This window comes from Paenarthrobacter sp. AB444 (assembly GCF_028736865.1).
Classification (GTDB): Bacteria; Actinomycetota; Actinomycetes; order Actinomycetales; family Micrococcaceae; genus Arthrobacter; species Arthrobacter nicotinovorans_B.
Genome location: NZ_JAQZBY010000008.1, coordinates 54,702 through 69,551 on the forward strand (window position 1 = coordinate 54,702; position 14,850 = coordinate 69,551).

Annotated in this window: 14 protein-coding genes; 9 read left to right on the forward strand and 5 right to left on the reverse strand. The window is 63.2% G+C overall.

Annotation, left to right across the window (positions count from 1 at the left end):
• Positions 1-44 precede the first annotated feature (44 nt).
• The 5 genes from PQ627_RS11400 to sdhC all read right to left on the reverse strand — a co-directional run bounded on the left by PQ627_RS11400 (position 45) and on the right by sdhC (position 4,463).
• Complete coding sequence (locus PQ627_RS11400) at positions 45-821, reverse strand: alpha/beta hydrolase (protein ID WP_274261066.1); 777 nt, start codon at positions 819-821, stop codon at positions 45-47.
• A 114-nt stretch (positions 822-935) separates the two neighbouring features.
• Complete coding sequence (locus PQ627_RS11405) at positions 936-1,718, reverse strand: succinate dehydrogenase iron-sulfur subunit (protein ID WP_144662357.1); 783 nt, start codon at positions 1,716-1,718, stop codon at positions 936-938.
• The gene (gene sdhA / locus PQ627_RS11410; RefSeq protein WP_144662356.1) at positions 1,718-3,517 is read right to left on the reverse strand and encodes a succinate dehydrogenase flavoprotein subunit; all 1,800 of its coding nucleotides are present in this window, start codon (positions 3,515-3,517) and stop codon (positions 1,718-1,720) included. Before sdhA ends, PQ627_RS11405 begins: the two co-directional genes overlap by 1 nt.
• A 100-nt stretch (positions 3,518-3,617) precedes the next feature.
• Positions 3,618-4,079, reverse strand: coding sequence for a succinate dehydrogenase hydrophobic membrane anchor subunit (locus PQ627_RS11415; protein WP_274261068.1), 462 nt, complete (start codon positions 4,077-4,079; stop codon positions 3,618-3,620).
• 3 nt (positions 4,080-4,082) lie between these two features.
• Positions 4,083-4,463 (reverse strand): succinate dehydrogenase, cytochrome b556 subunit, encoded by a 381-nt coding sequence (gene sdhC / locus PQ627_RS11420; RefSeq protein WP_018777254.1) that lies wholly within the window; start codon positions 4,461-4,463, stop codon positions 4,083-4,085.
• A 289-nt stretch (positions 4,464-4,752) separates the two neighbouring features.
• Between sdhC and PQ627_RS11425 the strand changes: the two genes are divergently transcribed.
• The 9 genes from PQ627_RS11425 (at position 4,753) to PQ627_RS11465 (ending at position 14,848) form a co-directional block, all read left to right on the forward strand.
• Positions 4,753-5,850: a mannose-1-phosphate guanylyltransferase gene (locus PQ627_RS11425; protein WP_373458752.1), complete on the forward strand. Its 1,098-nt coding sequence runs from the start codon at positions 4,753-4,755 to the stop codon at positions 5,848-5,850.
• 108 nt (positions 5,851-5,958) lie between these two features.
• Entirely contained in the window at positions 5,959-7,164 is a 1,206-nt protein-coding gene (locus PQ627_RS11430) for an amidohydrolase (protein ID WP_144662353.1), read from the forward strand.
• 121 nt (positions 7,165-7,285) lie between these two features.
• A complete protein-coding gene (locus tag PQ627_RS11435) occupies positions 7,286-7,720 on the forward strand; it encodes a MarR family winged helix-turn-helix transcriptional regulator (RefSeq protein ID WP_274261080.1) in 435 nt (144 codons plus the stop codon).
• Between the two features lie 43 nt (positions 7,721-7,763).
• Entirely contained in the window at positions 7,764-8,195 is a 432-nt protein-coding gene (locus PQ627_RS11440) for an organic hydroperoxide resistance protein (protein ID WP_262277784.1), read from the forward strand.
• Complete coding sequence (locus tag PQ627_RS11445) at positions 8,192-9,214, forward strand: NADP-dependent oxidoreductase (RefSeq protein WP_274261083.1); 1,023 nt, start codon at positions 8,192-8,194, stop codon at positions 9,212-9,214. The genes PQ627_RS11440 and PQ627_RS11445 overlap by 4 nt, the downstream gene beginning before the upstream one ends.
• A gap of 248 nt (positions 9,215-9,462) precedes the next feature.
• Positions 9,463-10,569: a BMP family lipoprotein gene (locus PQ627_RS11450; RefSeq protein WP_443192756.1), complete on the forward strand. Its 1,107-nt coding sequence runs from the start codon at positions 9,463-9,465 to the stop codon at positions 10,567-10,569.
• Positions 10,570-10,702: 133 nt separating this feature from the next.
• Complete coding sequence (locus PQ627_RS11455; RefSeq protein ID WP_274261085.1) at positions 10,703-12,223, forward strand: ABC transporter ATP-binding protein; 1,521 nt, start codon at positions 10,703-10,705, stop codon at positions 12,221-12,223.
• Complete coding sequence (locus PQ627_RS11460; protein ID WP_274261087.1) at positions 12,213-13,562, forward strand: ABC transporter permease; 1,350 nt, start codon at positions 12,213-12,215, stop codon at positions 13,560-13,562. Before PQ627_RS11455 ends, PQ627_RS11460 begins: the two co-directional genes overlap by 11 nt.
• Positions 13,559-14,848 (forward strand): ABC transporter permease, encoded by a 1,290-nt coding sequence (locus PQ627_RS11465; protein WP_274261089.1) that lies wholly within the window; start codon positions 13,559-13,561, stop codon positions 14,846-14,848. The genes PQ627_RS11460 and PQ627_RS11465 overlap by 4 nt, the downstream gene beginning before the upstream one ends.
• Positions 14,849-14,850 lie beyond the last annotated feature (2 nt).

The window sequence follows — 14,850 nt, forward strand, 5'->3', positions numbered from 1 at the left end:
CTCAGTGGAGCGTTTGCTGTCCCCTACTTGGGTGGGCAGGGCCGTCAGGTGGCGTCGCGGATCTCCAGATACGGGTCGGCCCAGGCGCCGATGATGCGGGCCACCCGGGCGGCCTGGCCCTTCCCCGTCAGGAGATGTTCGCTGCCTTCAAGGGAGATGAAGCTTCGCGGATGCCGGGCAGTGCGGAAGATTTCACTCGCGTTGTCGATGCCCACGGTGTTGTCGGTGGGGGAGTGCATCACCATTAGGGGCTTGTGGAGCGTCCGGATGCAGTCGCGCAGGTCAGCCCGCTCTACGTCCTCCACGAAGTGCCGGCGGATCTCCATGGGACGTCCGCCCAGGTCCACCACGGCGCTGCCGTCGCGCAAAATGGATTCGATTTCGGCGTCGAACATGTGCTCGACATGCTTGGGTTCATACGGCGCACCGACAGTCACCACGGCGTTCAGCCCCGGAATGTCACGGGCAGCGGCCAGCACAGCCGCCCCGCCGAACGAGTGTCCTACCAGCAAAGAGATCTCCCGGCCTGTGAGCCGCATGAAGTCTGCCGCCAGGATGGTGTCGGCCACCTTGACGCTGAACGATCCAGCCGACCATTCGCCTTCGGACCCGCCGAGGCCCAGGTTGTCGAACCGGAGCATGCCAACACCCTGCTCGGCCAGGCCCTTGCAGATACGCGACGCCGCAGGGCTGTCCTTGCCCAGCGTCAGCCCGTGCGAGTACACGCCCCAGCCCCGCACGGGACCTTCGGGTACGTCCACAATTCCGGCCAGCGTATCGCCGGTGCTTCCCGTGAAGCTGATCTTCTCAGAGCGTGACACGCTGGTCTCCTTGCGTTGCGTTGTGGGTTGCGGCAGTTGATTAACGACGACGGCGCCCCTCACCTGCGCAGGTGAGCGGCGCCGTCGTCGTGCTGTTCTTGAGGGAACGGCTGACTAGATCTTGCGGGCCAGGATGGCTTGCTTGACCTCGGCGATTGCCTTGGTCACCTGGATGCCACGGGGGCATGCTTCCGAGCAGTTGAAGGTGGTGCGGCAGCGCCACACGCCTTCCTTGTCGTTGAGGATCTCAAGGCGCATGTCGCCGGCGTCATCACGGGAATCGAAGATGAAGCGGTGTGCGTTGACGATCGCTGCCGGGCCGAAGTACTGGCCGTCGGTCCAGAAGACCGGGCAGGACGAGGTGCAAGCTGCGCACAGGATGCACTTGGTGGTGTCGTCAAAGCGCTCACGGTCCTCGACGGACTGCAGGCGTTCCTTGGTGGGCTCGTGGCCCTTGTTGATCAGGAACGGCATCACTTCGCGGAAGGACTGGAAGAACGGTTCCATGTCCACGATCAGGTCCTTCTCCACGGGGAGGCCCTTGATCGGCTCGACGGTGATGGGCTTGGACGTGTCCAGGTCCTTCAGCAGCGTCTTGCAGGCGAGGCGGTTGCGGCCGTTGATGCGCATCGCATCGGAGCCACAGACACCGTGGGCGCAGGAGCGGCGGAACGAAACCGTGCCGTCGATCTCCCACTTGACCTTGTGCAGGGCGTCCAGCACACGGTCCGTGCCGTACATGGTCAGCTTGTAGTCGTCCCAGCGCGCTTCTTCCGAGATCTCCGGATCGTAGCGGCGCACGCGGAGCGTGATGTGGAACGTGGGAATTTCACCGTCGCCGGCAACACTCGCCGGGAGCTCGATCTTGGATGCGGGCTCTGCCATTTCGGTCGTCATTAGTACTTACGCTCCATCGGCTCGTAACGGGTGAAGATTACGGGCTTCGTCTCCAGACGGATGCCCGCAACGGATTCCGCCGAGGAGGCGGCAGTGACAGAGTTGTCCAGGTAAGCCATGGAGTGCTTCATGAACTTCTCGTCGTCGCGGTCCGGGAAGTCCTCGCGGTAGTGGCCACCACGGGACTCCTCGCGGTGCAGGGCACCGACGGTCATGACCTTGGCCATGTCCAGCAGGAAGCCCAGCTCCACGGCTTCCAGGAGGTCCAGGTTGAAGCGCTTGCCCTTGTCCTGGACGGTAACGTGCTTGTACCGCTCTTCGAAGGATGCGATGTCGCGGAGAACCTGCTCCAGGGATTCCTTGGTGCGGAAAACCTGCATGTTGGCATCCATGGTGTCCTGCAGTTCCTTGCGGATCTGCGCGACGCGCTCGGTGCCGTTGCCGCTGAGCAGGCCATCAAGGATGCCGCGGGTCATTGCCTCGGGGTTCTCCGGCAGCTCGACGAAGTCGGCGGTCTTGGAGTACTCCGCTGCGGCGATGCCGGCACGCTTGCCGAAGACGTTGATGTCCAGGAGCGAGTTGGTGCCCAGACGGTTCGAGCCGTGGACGGAGACACAGGCAACTTCACCGGCTGCGTACAGGCCGGGAACGATCGTGTCGTTGTCCTGGAGCACCTCGGTGGAGATGTTGGTGGGGATGCCGCCCATGGCGTAGTGCGCCGTCGGGAACACCGGGACGGGATCGGTGAACGGTTCCACACCAAGGTAGGTGCGGGCGAACTCCGTGATGTCCGGAAGCTTGGCCTCGATGTGTGCAGGCTCAAGGTGGGTTAGGTCCAGGAGGACGTAGTCCTTGTTCGGGCCACAACCGCGTCCCTCACGAACTTCGTTGGCCATGGCGCGGGCCACGATGTCACGGGGTGCGAGGTCCTTGATGGTGGGGGCGTAGCGCTCCATGAAGCGCTCACCTTCGGAGTTACGCAGGATGGCACCTTCACCACGTGCACCCTCGGTCAGGAGGATGCCCAGGCCGGCGAGGCCTGTCGGGTGGAACTGGAAGAACTCCATGTCTTCCAGGGGGATGCCGCGGCGGAAGGCGATGCCCATGCCGTCACCGGTCAGGGTGTGGGCGTTGGAGGTGGTCTTGAAGACCTTGCCGGCGCCGCCGGAGGCGAAGACGACGGACTTGGCCTGGAAGACGTGCAGTTCGCCGGAAGCGAGGTCATAGGAGACGACGCCGGCAACACGCTTCTGCTTGTACGGCGTACCGTCCTCGCGTACGGCGTCTTCCTCGACGATCAGGAGGTCAAGGACGTAGTACTCGTTGTAGAACTCAACGTTGTGCTTGACACAGTTTTGGTACAGGGTCTGGAGGATCATGTGACCGGTGCGGTCTGCTGCATAGCAGGCGCGACGGACGGGAGCCTTGCCGTGGTCACGGGTGTGGCCACCGAAGCGTCGCTGGTCGATCCGGCCCTCGGGGGTGCGGTTGAACGGCAGACCCATCTTTTCCAGGTCCAGCACGGCGTCGATGGCTTCCTTCGCCATGACCTCGGCTGCGTCCTGGTCAACCAGGTAGTCGCCACCCTTGATGGTGTCAAAGGTGTGCCATTCCCAGTTGTCTTCCTCGACGTTGGCCAGTGCTGCACACATGCCACCCTGCGCTGCACCGGTGTGCGAGCGGGTGGGGTAGAGCTTGGTCAGTACCGCTGTGCGTGCGCGCTGACCGGACTCGATCGCGGCGCGCATGCCGGCGCCACCTGCACCGACAATGACGACGTCGTACTTATGGACCTGCATACCAGATGCTCTCTCTTTCAAAAATTCAGATGGTCGGCGGAGGCTGCTCCGCTACTTCAGGCGGACCGGCAAGCCGGCCACGCCGATGCGGCACGGGCCGCTACGGTGCCGGGCAGAATCCGCCGGGAAGCTGGACGCCGTCGACGACGGGGCACGGGTTGAACGTGAAGATCACCAGGGTGCCCAGGATGATGATGACCAGCGTGGCCGCGTAGAGGACCATCTTGAGCCAGAAGCGCGTGGAATCCTTCTCGGCGTAGTCATTGATGATGGTGCGGACACCGTTGGTGCCGTGCAGCATGGCAAGCCACAGCATGGCCAGGTCCCAGAACTGCCAGAACGGATCGGCCCACTTGCCGGCGACGAAACCGAAGTCGATGGCGTGGATGCCTTCGCCGACCAGGAGGTTCACGAAGAGGTGGCCGAAGATCAGCACCACCAGCACGATGCCGGACAGGCGCATGAAGAGCCAGGCGATCATCTCGAAGTTGCCGCGGCTGGAGCCATTGCGGTTGTACTTCGGGGCGATCTTCCCGGTGCGTGGTGTTTCGATGGTTGTCATGGCTTAGTGGCCTCCCAGCGCGAGGGAAAGGTGGCGGATGGCGAAGCCGGCGAACGTGACCAGCCACAGTGCAAGCACGACCCACAGCATCTGGCGCTGGTACTTCGCGCCCTTCTTCCAGAAGTCGATCGCGATCACGCGCAGGCCGTTGAAGGCGTGGAAGATGATCGCAGCGACCAGGCCCGTTTCACCCAGGGCCATGAGGGGGTTCTTGTAGGCACCAATGACGGCCGTGTAGGCCTCAGGGGACACGCGCACCAATGAGGTGTCCAGCACATGGACCAACAAGAAGAAAAAGATCACTACACCGGTAATACGGTGTCCAACCCAGGACCACATGCCTTCACGGCCGCGGTACAAGGTGCCAGCTGGTTTTGTCGGCACTGATTAAACCTTCCTGCAACACAGCGGCGCTGGCATGGGATCCATGCGGGGGGAACGCCTGCTGCGAGAGCACTCGTAGCTCACGCCTAAATCTAGGCTTCGCTCACAGCATATTCAATTTAGGCCCGGCTTCTCTGCTTGTTAATTCCATGTTTCCTGCCCGGATTCAGGCGATTTTGGGCACTGTCTGAGACGAACGCCACATCCGTGGCGTTCTGCGGAGCTTCCCGGTTGCGTCGGATAAAGTGTTGCGGTGAGTACAGAAGACGCGAAATACCCGGAATCGCCCATGAACCGCTTCCATGCGGTCATTCCGGCGGGCGGTGTGGGGACCCGGCTATGGCCACTCTCGCGTGCCGCTGCGCCTAAATTCCTGCACGACCTCACCGGCTCGGGCAGCACCTTGTTGAGGGCTACCTACGACCGCTTGGAGCCGCTGGCCGGCGAACGCGTTCTGGTCGTAACAGGCGAAGCCCACCGCGCAGCAGTCTGCCGCCAGCTCCCCGAAGTGGGCGACGACGAGCTCGTCCTTGAGAGTGAGCCCAAGGACTCCGGCGCCGCCATCGGCCTTGCCGCGGCCATCCTTTACCGCCGCGATCCTGACACCATCATGGGCTCCTTCGCCGCGGACCAGGTGATCAGCCCCGACGACCTCTTCCAGGAGACGGTCCGCGAAGCGATCTACACCGCGGCCGAAGGCAAGATCGTCACCATCGGCATCAAGCCCACGCACCCGTCCACGGGCTTCGGCTACATCCGCTCCGGCGCCGCGCTCAACATTGAGGGTGCGCCGAATGCCCTGGCCGTTGCGGAGTTCGTTGAGAAGCCCAGCCAGGAAGTAGCCGACAAGTACGTCGAGGCAGGCGATTACGTGTGGAACGCCGGCATGTTCGTCGCTCCCGTGGCGCTGATGCTCAAGCACCTCCAAGCCAACCAGCCCGAGCTCTTCGCAGGCCTCCAGGAGATTGCCGCGGCATGGGACACTCCGCAGCGTGCCGAAGTAACGGCCCGGGTGTGGCCCACCCTGCCCAAGATTGCCATTGACTACGCCGTCGCCGAGCCCGCAGCGGCAGCCGGCGATGTCGCCGTCGTGCCCGGCACCTTCCGCTGGGACGACGTCGGCGACTTTGCGGCGATCGGTCGCCTGAACAACGCCGGCGACGTCGATGAAGTGACGGTTCTCGGCGAGGGCGCACGCGTGTTCGCGGAGAACGCCAGTGGCGTGGTGGTTTCCGATACCAAGCGCGTCATCGCCCTCATCGGCATCAAGGACGTCGTGATCGTGGATACCCCGGACGCGCTGCTGGTTACCACCAAGGAACATGCCCAGTTGGTGAAGGGCACCGTGGATGCGCTGAAAGCCAGCGGAGACACGGACGTCCTGTAGCGCCGTCTTATACCGTGAGCCACCTCTTTGGTTGTCCTGCGTCTGAACGCGGCGTAACCAAGAGGTGGCTTTCGTTCTTCCTGTGCCGTGGATGGCTAGAGTTGTGACGTGCGCAATTACACAACTGAAACTGAGCCCACTCCTGTCGTTGGCCCCTGGGTTGATGAACTGTTGCCAGGACTCATCGAATTCCGGCGCGACCTCCATGCGCACCCGGAGCTGTCCTTCAAGGAGTTCCGGACCACGGACAAGCTCGTAGAACGACTGGAAGCGGCCGGGCTGAATCCTCGTCGGCTCGAAGGCACCGGCCTGACGGTCGATGTGGGGGAGGGGCCCATCGCGACAGCCCTTCGCGGTGATATTGATGCCTTGCCGATCATCGAGGAAACCGGCCTGCCGTTCGCCTCCAAGAACCACGGTGTCACCCACGCCTGCGGGCACGACATCCACACCACCACCATGCTGGGCATCGCCTTGGTTCTCCAGCGCATGCACAAGAACAATCCGTTGGGCGGCACGGTCCGGATCATCTTCCAGCCGGCCGAGGAAACTATGCCTGGCGGGGCGTTGTCCTGCATCGAACAGGGTGTTCTGGAAGGTGTTCCGCGCATCCTGGCCCTGCACTGCGATCCGCGCATCAACGTTGGCCAGATCGGTACCCGCATCGGCGCCATCACTTCTGCCTCCGACACCATAAAGATCGAACTGTCCGGGCGCGGTGGGCACACGTCCCGTCCGCATCTGACCGAAGACCTGGTCTTCGCGCTGGCGCAGATCGCCGTCAACGTGCCCGCTGTCCTTTCCCGGCGGGTCGATGTCCGCAGTGGTGTGTCCGTGGTGTGGGGGCAGATCTCCGCGGGGTCGGCTCCCAACGCGATTCCCGGCAGCGGATACATGGCGGGCACGATGCGCTGCCTGGACCGCGACGCCTGGCATGACGCTGGTGAGTTGCTGGACGACGTCGTGAAGCAGGTCGCCGCGCCCTACGGCGTGGACGTGCACCTGGAGCACACCCGTGGCGTCCCTCCGGTGGTGAACTCGGAGCACGAAACAGCGCTTATCGAGGCCTCCGCCCGCGCTGAGCTGGGGGAGAACGCCGTGGTCCTGACTCCCCAGTCCATGGGCGGGGAGGATTTCGCGTGGTTCCTGGCGGATCTCCCCGGTGCCATGATGCGCCTGGGCACCCACACTCCGGGCGGCGAAGAATATGACCTGCACCGCGGAGACTTCATCGTGGACGAGCGTGCTCTGGGGTACGCCATCCGGGTCCTCACGGGTGCCGCCCTCCGCACCATCCGGGACCTCGAGCAGTAGCCCAACTGAGGGACAGCACATGCTCTATTGAGCGCTCAGTGGAGCACGTGCTGTCCCTCAGTTGGGTAGTTTGGGCGGGAATGAGTTGTGCGCAATTGAATTGTGCACTATCGTTTTGTCCATGAGTGATGCACCCCGCCTCCGCCACCAGGTCTGCTTCGCGCTGTACTCGGCCTCCAAGGCCGCAACGGCGGTCTACCGCCCCGTGTTGGACGAACTCGGCCTGACGTACCCGCAGTACCTGGTGATGCTGGTGTTGTGGGAGCAGGAGCCGCGAAGTGTCCGTGAACTTGGTGCCGAACTGGGCCTCGATTCCGGAACGTTGTCACCCTTGCTGAAACGCCTTGAGGGCCTGGGGCTCGTGGAGCGCAAGCGCTCCGCCGCCGACGAACGCCGCGTGGACGTCGTGCTGACCGACGCCGGAACAGCCCTCAGTGCCCGGGCCCAGGCAGTGCCGCAACGCCTGGCCGACGCCGCAGGGCTCGACGCCGCCGAGATCCACCAGCTGCACACGACCCTCGGCAAGCTCACGGCCGCGCTGAACAGCTCACTCTGACATTTTTCACGCGATCCAATTCCCGAAGAGAACGGAAAACACCTTGAAGACTCTCTACACAGCCGAGGCACTTGCCTCCGGCGAAGGCCGCGACGGCAACGCCCGCACCAAGGACGGCAAACTGGACGTGGCCCTGGCCAGCCCGGTGGAACTGGGTGGCAACGGCCAGGGAACCAACCCCGAGCAGCTTTTCGCCGCCGGTTACGCTGCGTGCTTCCACTCCGCCCTGAGGCTTGTCGGTCGGAAGGAACGCGCGGATGTCAGCGATTCCGCTGTAGCCGCCAAGATCCACTTCGGCGCATTGACCGACAGCGAAGGCTACGGCCTTGCCGCTGAGCTGGAGATCGCCCTGCCTGCCCTGGACCGCGAAACCGCCGAAGCCTTGATGGCCAAGGCGCACCAGATCTGCCCCTACTCCAACGCCACCCGCGGCAACATGGCCGTTGACCTCAAGCTCGTGGAGTTCGCAGCATGAGCGCCGCCGCCAGCACACCGGTGGAAACCCGTGAAATCCAGCTCGCTTCACGTCCGGTAGGCCGTCCCGCCCCGGAGAACTTCCGCTTGGCGCAGGCCGTGCTGCCCGAGCTCGCTGAAGGCCAGATTCTGGTGAAGAACCACTTCATGTCCGTGGATCCCTACATGCGCGGCCGCATGAACGACGTCAAGTCGTACTCGGCGCCGTTCCGCCTGGATGCAGCGCTCGACGGCGGTGCCGTAGGTGAGGTGATCGCGTCCCGTTCGGACGCGCACAAGGTGGGTGACGTCGTCGTGCATCAACTGGGGTGGCGTGAACACGCGGTGGTGGACGCGGCAGCAACCACGCCGGTGCCGGGCGGGCTTGCTCCGACCTCGGCTTTCCTGGGCGCGCTGGGCATGACCGGCCTGACCGCCTACGCCGGCCTGCTGAAGGTGGCCGAGTTCAAAGAGGGCGACGTCGTCTTCGTCTCCGGTGCGGCCGGCGCAGTTGGTTCCATGGTGGGCCAGATCGCCAAGGCCATGGGTGCCTCCAACGTCATCGGCAGTGCCGGTTCGGCGGAGAAGGTTGCCCGCCTTGAGGAACTCGGATTTGATGCCGCGTTCAACTACAACGACGGCCCTGTCCTCGAGCAGCTCCGGGAAGCTGCGGGGGAGCGCGGGATCGACGTGTACTTCGACAACGTCGGCGGGGAACACCTTGAGGCCGCATTGGCCACCCTCACCGTCGGTGGCCGGGTGGCAATGTGTGGCGCCATCGCCCAGTACAACTCAACCGAGCCGCCGGCCGCCCCACGAAACCTGGCCGTGGCCATCGGCAAGCAGTTGACCCTCCGCGGTTTCCTGGTGGGCGGACAGCGCCAGCACGCTGCCGAGTTTGCCGGGAAAATGGCCGGGTGGCTTGCAGATGGAACCATCAGCTACGACGAGACGATCGTTGACGGCTTGGAAAACGCACCGCAGGCCTTCATTGATCTGCTGGACGGAGCCAACACCGGAAAGATGCTCGTCCGGTTGTAGTCGCGGGTAGCCGGGTGTGACTTGCACACCCGGCTACTGCTTGGTAACAAAAAGTCAACAATCTGTCCGGGAGGGCGGCTTTGTGCTACTCCGGTGTGTTCCAGGCCACTAGGGTTGTTGCTATAAGTGCGCCTCGGCGCAGTGCTGCGAAGCCTCAGTGAAAACAGAATTTCTGCCCCGAAGTTTTTGGAAACGGACACTCATTGACCATCCGTCGTAGCGCCAATCACTTTCTTCCTGGAGGAAAATTGAAGAAACCACTGCGTGCCACCCTGAAGCGCGGTTCAATGGCCGGTGTCGCAACCGTCGGCGCAGCAGCGCTCCTGCTGACCGGCTGTGGCCAGGCCCCCGATGCCGGATCCGGCACCGCTACCAAGAGCGATTTCCTCGGATGCATCGTTTCCGACTCCGGCGGATTCGACGACCAGTCCTTCAACCAGTCCTCGTACGAGGGACTGAAGAAGACTGAGAAGGACCTTGGCATCCAGACCAAGTCGGCCGAGTCCAAGGCCAACAGCGACTTCGAAACCAACCTCAACGGCATGGTTTCCGCAGGCTGCAACCTGACCATCACTGTGGGCTTCCTCCTGGGCGATGCCACCAAGGCTGCAGCCGAGAAGAACACTGACAAGCACTTCGCCATCATCGACTTCGCGTATGACACCCCTGTAGCCAACGTCAAGCCGGTTGTCTACGACACCGCGCAGGCTGCCTACCTGGCGGGCTACGCCGCAGCAGCAACGTCCAAAACCGGCAAGGTGGGCACCTTCGGCGGCATCAAGATCCCGACCGTGACAATCTTCATGGACGGCTTCTACGACGGCGTCCAGGCCTACAACAAGGCCAAGGGCAAGAACGTCCAGGTTGTTGGCTGGGACAAGAACACCCAGGACGGCTCCTTCACCGGTGACTTCGAGAAGCAGGACACCGGCAAGCAGGTCACCATCAACCTGCTGGACCAGGGCGCGGACATCGTCATGCCCGTGGCAGGTCCGGTCGGCAAGGGTGCAGGCGCAGCCCTCAAGGAAGCCAAAGCTGCCGGCAAGGACGTCAAGCTCATCTGGGTTGACTCCGACGGCTACCTGACCGCTCCCGAGTACAAGGACCTCATGCTGACCTCCGTGGTCAAGCAGATGGGCGAGGCCGTTGAAACCGTGGTGAAGGACGACAAGGACGGCAAGTTCAGCAACGAAGCGTACGTTGGCACACTCGCCAACGACGGCGTGGCCATCGCCCCGTTCCACGACCTCGATTCCGCTGTTTCTTCCGAAACCAAGTCCGAACTCGACGCCATCAAGGCGGACATTGTTTCCGGCAAGCTCGTTGTCGAATCGAAGGCAAGCCCCAAGAAGTAAGCAATTCCTGGACGCGCCGCCAGTACCGTGCCCCGGTACTGGCGGCGCGTTTTTGCCCTGACTAGGCTGATCCCAAAGCTCGTGGCTTTGGAGCTGTTCAGCCGTCCCTCGGACTCAAAGAACGGTGGGAGTTGTGAAACTCGAATTGAAGGGGATCTCGAAAGCGTTCGGGACCTTCTATGCCAACCAAGACATCGACCTCGTGGTCGAATCCGGCCAGATCCATTGCCTCCTCGGCGAAAACGGTGCCGGCAAATCAACCCTCATGAACGTGCTCTACGGGCTGTATGAGCCCACTGCCGGCCAGATCCTGGTGGACGACCAGCCGGTGAACTTCCGCGGCCCGGGCGACGCCATGGCTGCCGGCATCGGCATGGTGCACCAGCACTTCATGCTTGTCCCTGTGTTTACGGTGGCCGAAAATGTCGCGCTCGGTGCCGAACCGACGTCGTTTGGCGGTGTCCTCAGCATCGACGAGACCCGGAAAAAGATCCGGGAAATTTCCGACAAGTACGGTTTCGACGTCGATCCCGACGCCCTGGTGGAAGACCTCCCGGTGGGCGTCCAACAGCGCGTCGAAATCATCAAGGCCCTGGTCCGGGAAGCCAAGGTCCTCATCCTGGACGAGCCCACAGCCGTGCTCACCCCGCAGGAAACCGACGAACTGCTGGACATCATGCGCCAGCTCAAAGCCGGCGGGACGTCCATCGTCTTCATCTCGCACAAACTGCGCGAAGTAAAGGCCGTCTCCGACGTGATCACAGTGGTCCGCCGCGGCAAAGTCGTTGGCGACGCACCCCCCACTGCCTCACCCACGGAGCTCGCCGCCATGATGGTGGGCCGCCCGGTCAGCCTGAGCCTGAACAAGGCCGCCGCCCAGCCCAAGGAAACCACGTTCGTCGTCGAAAACCTGACGGTCCGGGCCGCCAACGGAACCAACGTGGTGGACGGGATCAGCTTCGACATCGCGCAGGGAGAGATCCTGGCGATCGCGGGTGTACAGGGCAATGGTCAAACTGAACTGACCGAAGCCATCCTCGGAGTCCAGGAACACGTGACAGGCTCGGTGGTCCTGGACGGGAAGCAACTCCTGGGACTCCCCGTCAAGGACGTGCTGCGCTCCGGCGTCGGCTTTGTTCCCGAAGACCGTACCGTCGACGGCTTGGTGGGTCCTTTCTCCGTCGCCGAGAATCTGGTGCTTGACCTGTACGACCAGGCCCCGTTTGCCAGCGGTATCAGCATGAAGCCCGCCAAGGTGGCCGAACACGCCAAGGCTAAGATCGAGGAATTCGATATCCGCACGCCCTCTGCCGGTTCGGCTGCGGGAACCTTGTCCGGTGGCAACCAGCAAAAAGTGGTCATGGCCCGGGAGCTCTCCCGGCCGCTTCGGTTGTTCATCGCAAGCCAACCAACCCGTGGTGTGGACGTCGGCTCCATCGAATTCCTGCACAAGCGCATTGTTGCCGAGCGGGATGTCGGAACACCGGTGATGATCGTTTCCACGGAGCTGGATGAAGTCATCGAACTCGCAGACAGGATCGCAGTGCTCTACAAGGGCAAACTCGTGGGAATCGTCCCGGCGGGAACACCCCGCGACACGCTCGGCTTGATGATGGCCGGCGTCGGCCCGGAAGGAGGCTCCGATGACCACTAGCAGCGACGGGTCCACCAAGGACCAAACCCCTGGGGAGTCCACAGCGGAAGTACGGGCAGCAGACGTTGCCTTGGATACCGCCGGAGGGACCCTTGAGCCGTCCATTGTCCCGGTTTCGTCCCAGAGTGGAGATCCCGGACACGAACAGGGCAACCTGATGCGTCGCATTGTCATGGGCAATGGCTTCGTGTCTGTTTTGGCCGTCATTGTTGCGCTGTTCCTCGGTGGCTTGCTGATTGCCAGCACCGATTCCCAGGTAGCCAAGACCGCGGGCTATCTCTTCGCCCGTCCCAGCGATTTCCTGACCGCCCTCTGGGCAGCCATGACGGACAGCTACGTGGCGCTCTTCCAGGGCTCGGTCTTCAGCCCCCGGCAGGGCTTCAAGCCGCTCCTGGAAACGATGACGGTTGCCACGCCCCTGATCTGTGCCGGCCTGGGCGTTGCCCTGGCCTTCCGTGCGGGCCTTTTCAACATCGGTGCGCAGGGGCAGATCATCATCAGCGCCACCCTTGCCGCCTACGTCGGGTTCACCTGGCACCTGCCCTTCGGCCTGCACCTGCTTCTCGTTATCATCATGGGTGTCCTCGGCGGCGCCGCATGGGGCGCGATCGTCGGTATCCTCAAGGCCCGGACCGGCGCGCACGAGGTCATCGTGACCATCATGCTGAACTATGTGGCCTTGTTCCTGCTGGACTTCCTCCTGAACACCGCAGCGTTCCGGCGGCCGGGGGACAACAGCCCCATCTCGCCGCGTTTGGATGAATCCGCAACCTACCCGGTGCTCATTCCGGGATCCCGGCTCCACCTTGGCTTCCTTGTGGCCATCGCGCTGACCTACGGCGTGTGGTGGATGTTGAACCGGTCCACCGTCGGCTTTGAATTCCGCGCCGTTGGTGCGAATCCCATCGCTGCCCGCACGGCCGGCGTCAAGGTACCCCGGGCCACCATCCTCGTGATGGCACTGGCCGGTGCCTTGGCCGCATTCGGTGGCGTCGCGCAGGTCGCCGGCACCGAAAAGGTGCTGACCGGCGGTGTGGCGGCCCAGATCGGATTCGACTCCATCACTGTTGCCTTGCTCGGCCGCAGCACGCCGTGGGGGACCTTCTTCGCGGGACTGTTGTTCGGTGCCTTCCGCGCCGGTGCCGTGCAGATGCAGATCCAAACCGGAACACCCATCGACATCGTGCTGGTGGTCCAGTCCCTGATCGTCCTGTTCATCGCTGCTCCGCCACTGATCCGATCGATCTTCCGGCTGGAAGGCAAGAAAAAGAAGAAGGACAAGACACCGAAGGCGGCCCCTGAAGCTGCCCTTGCCAACGCCACCGGAGGTGCCAAATGAGCGCGACAACCACTGCCCCCAAGTCGGGTTCCACGGCCCTGCCGGGGTTCCGACCGTCCTTGAAAGTTCCCGTTTCACTGGGCGTCCTGGCCCTTGTTGCACTGGTCTTCTTTGGCTTCCTCGGCTCGGACAAGACAGCGGAGATGAAGATCAGCGATACCGGCGACGCGGTAGCCGTCCCGGCGCTGATGATTCCCGGCCAAGTGGGTGGCATCGTGCTCGGCATCCTGTTGCTGGCTATGGCTGCCTACTCGATCTACCTCTGGACAAAGGGAGAAAAGTCGCCAAAGTGGCTTCCCATAGCGTTCGCCGTGGTCTTCGTTTTCGCCCTGTTGGTGTGGATTGTGGCCGGTGCCCGTCAGCCGTCCATTTCCCTGGCAGGCCTGGTGGCCGGTTCGGTGACCCTCGCGGTTCCGTTGGTCTTCGGCTCGCTTTCGGGCGTCCTGTGTGAGCGTGTCGGCGTGGTCAACATCGCCATCGAAGGCCAGCTCCTGGGAGGCGCTTTCACCGCGGCCCTGGTGGCGACCATGACCGGAAGCCCGTACATCGGCCTGATCGCCGCGGCCGCTGCCGGTGCGGTCGTCTCCATGGTCCTCGCGGTGTTCAGCATCAAGTACCTCGTGAACCAGATCATCGTCGGTGTTGTGCTCAACGTCCTGGTGTCCGGCCTGACGGGCTTCCTGTACGGCACGCTCATGGTCCCCAACAAGGAACAGTTCAACACTCCGGGCCGTCTGGATATCCTGCCCATCCCGCTGCTCTCGGACATCCCCATCATTGGGCCCATCCTGTTCGAACAGTCCATCGCCGGCTACCTCATGTACATCGCTGTGGCCGTCGTCTGGTTCGGCTTGTTCAAGACCCGCTGGGGCCTGCGCGTCCGCGCCGTCGGTGAGCACCCGCAGGCTGCGGACACCTTGGGCATCAACGTCAACGCAACGCGTTTCTGGAACGTCACCCTGGGCGGTGCTATCGCCGGCATCGGTGGCGCGGTGTTCACCCTGGTGACCATCGACTCCTTCACCAAGGACATCTCCGGTGGCCGCGGCTTCATTGCGCTGGCTGCCCTGATCTTTGGCCGATGGAACCCGATCGGGGCGTTCCTGGCGTCGCTGCTGTTCGGTTTTGCGTACAACCTGCAGTCCATTCTGGGCATCATCGGAACGCCCGTTCCCAGCCAGTTCATGGCCATGCTGCCGTACCTGGTGACCATCTTCGCCGTCGCCGGCCTGGTGGGTAAGTCGCGGCCACCGGCCGCAAGCGGCATACCGTACGTGAAGGGTTGACG

What these genes read in the sequence shown, in the direction of transcription:
- PQ627_RS11405 (WP_144662357.1), bottom strand. Translation starts at nt 1,718, where the DNA reads ATGACGACCGAAATGGCAGAGCCCGCATCCAAGATCGAGCTCCCGGCG.
- PQ627_RS11435 (WP_274261080.1), top strand. Translation starts at nt 7,286, where the DNA reads ATGAGTGATGCACCCCGCCTCCGCCACCAGGTCTGCTTCGCGCTGTAC.
- sdhA (WP_144662356.1), bottom strand. Translation starts at nt 3,517, where the DNA reads ATGCAGGTCCATAAGTACGACGTCGTCATTGTCGGTGCAGGTGGCGCC.
- PQ627_RS11415 (WP_274261068.1), bottom strand. Translation starts at nt 4,079, where the DNA reads ATGACAACCATCGAAACACCACGCACCGGGAAGATCGCCCCGAAGTAC.
- PQ627_RS11465 (WP_274261089.1), top strand. Translation starts at nt 13,559, where the DNA reads ATGAGCGCGACAACCACTGCCCCCAAGTCGGGTTCCACGGCCCTGCCG.
- PQ627_RS11460 (WP_274261087.1), top strand. Translation starts at nt 12,213, where the DNA reads ATGACCACTAGCAGCGACGGGTCCACCAAGGACCAAACCCCTGGGGAG.
- PQ627_RS11425 (WP_373458752.1), top strand. Translation starts at nt 4,753, where the DNA reads ATGAACCGCTTCCATGCGGTCATTCCGGCGGGCGGTGTGGGGACCCGG.
- PQ627_RS11445 (WP_274261083.1), top strand. Translation starts at nt 8,192, where the DNA reads ATGAGCGCCGCCGCCAGCACACCGGTGGAAACCCGTGAAATCCAGCTC.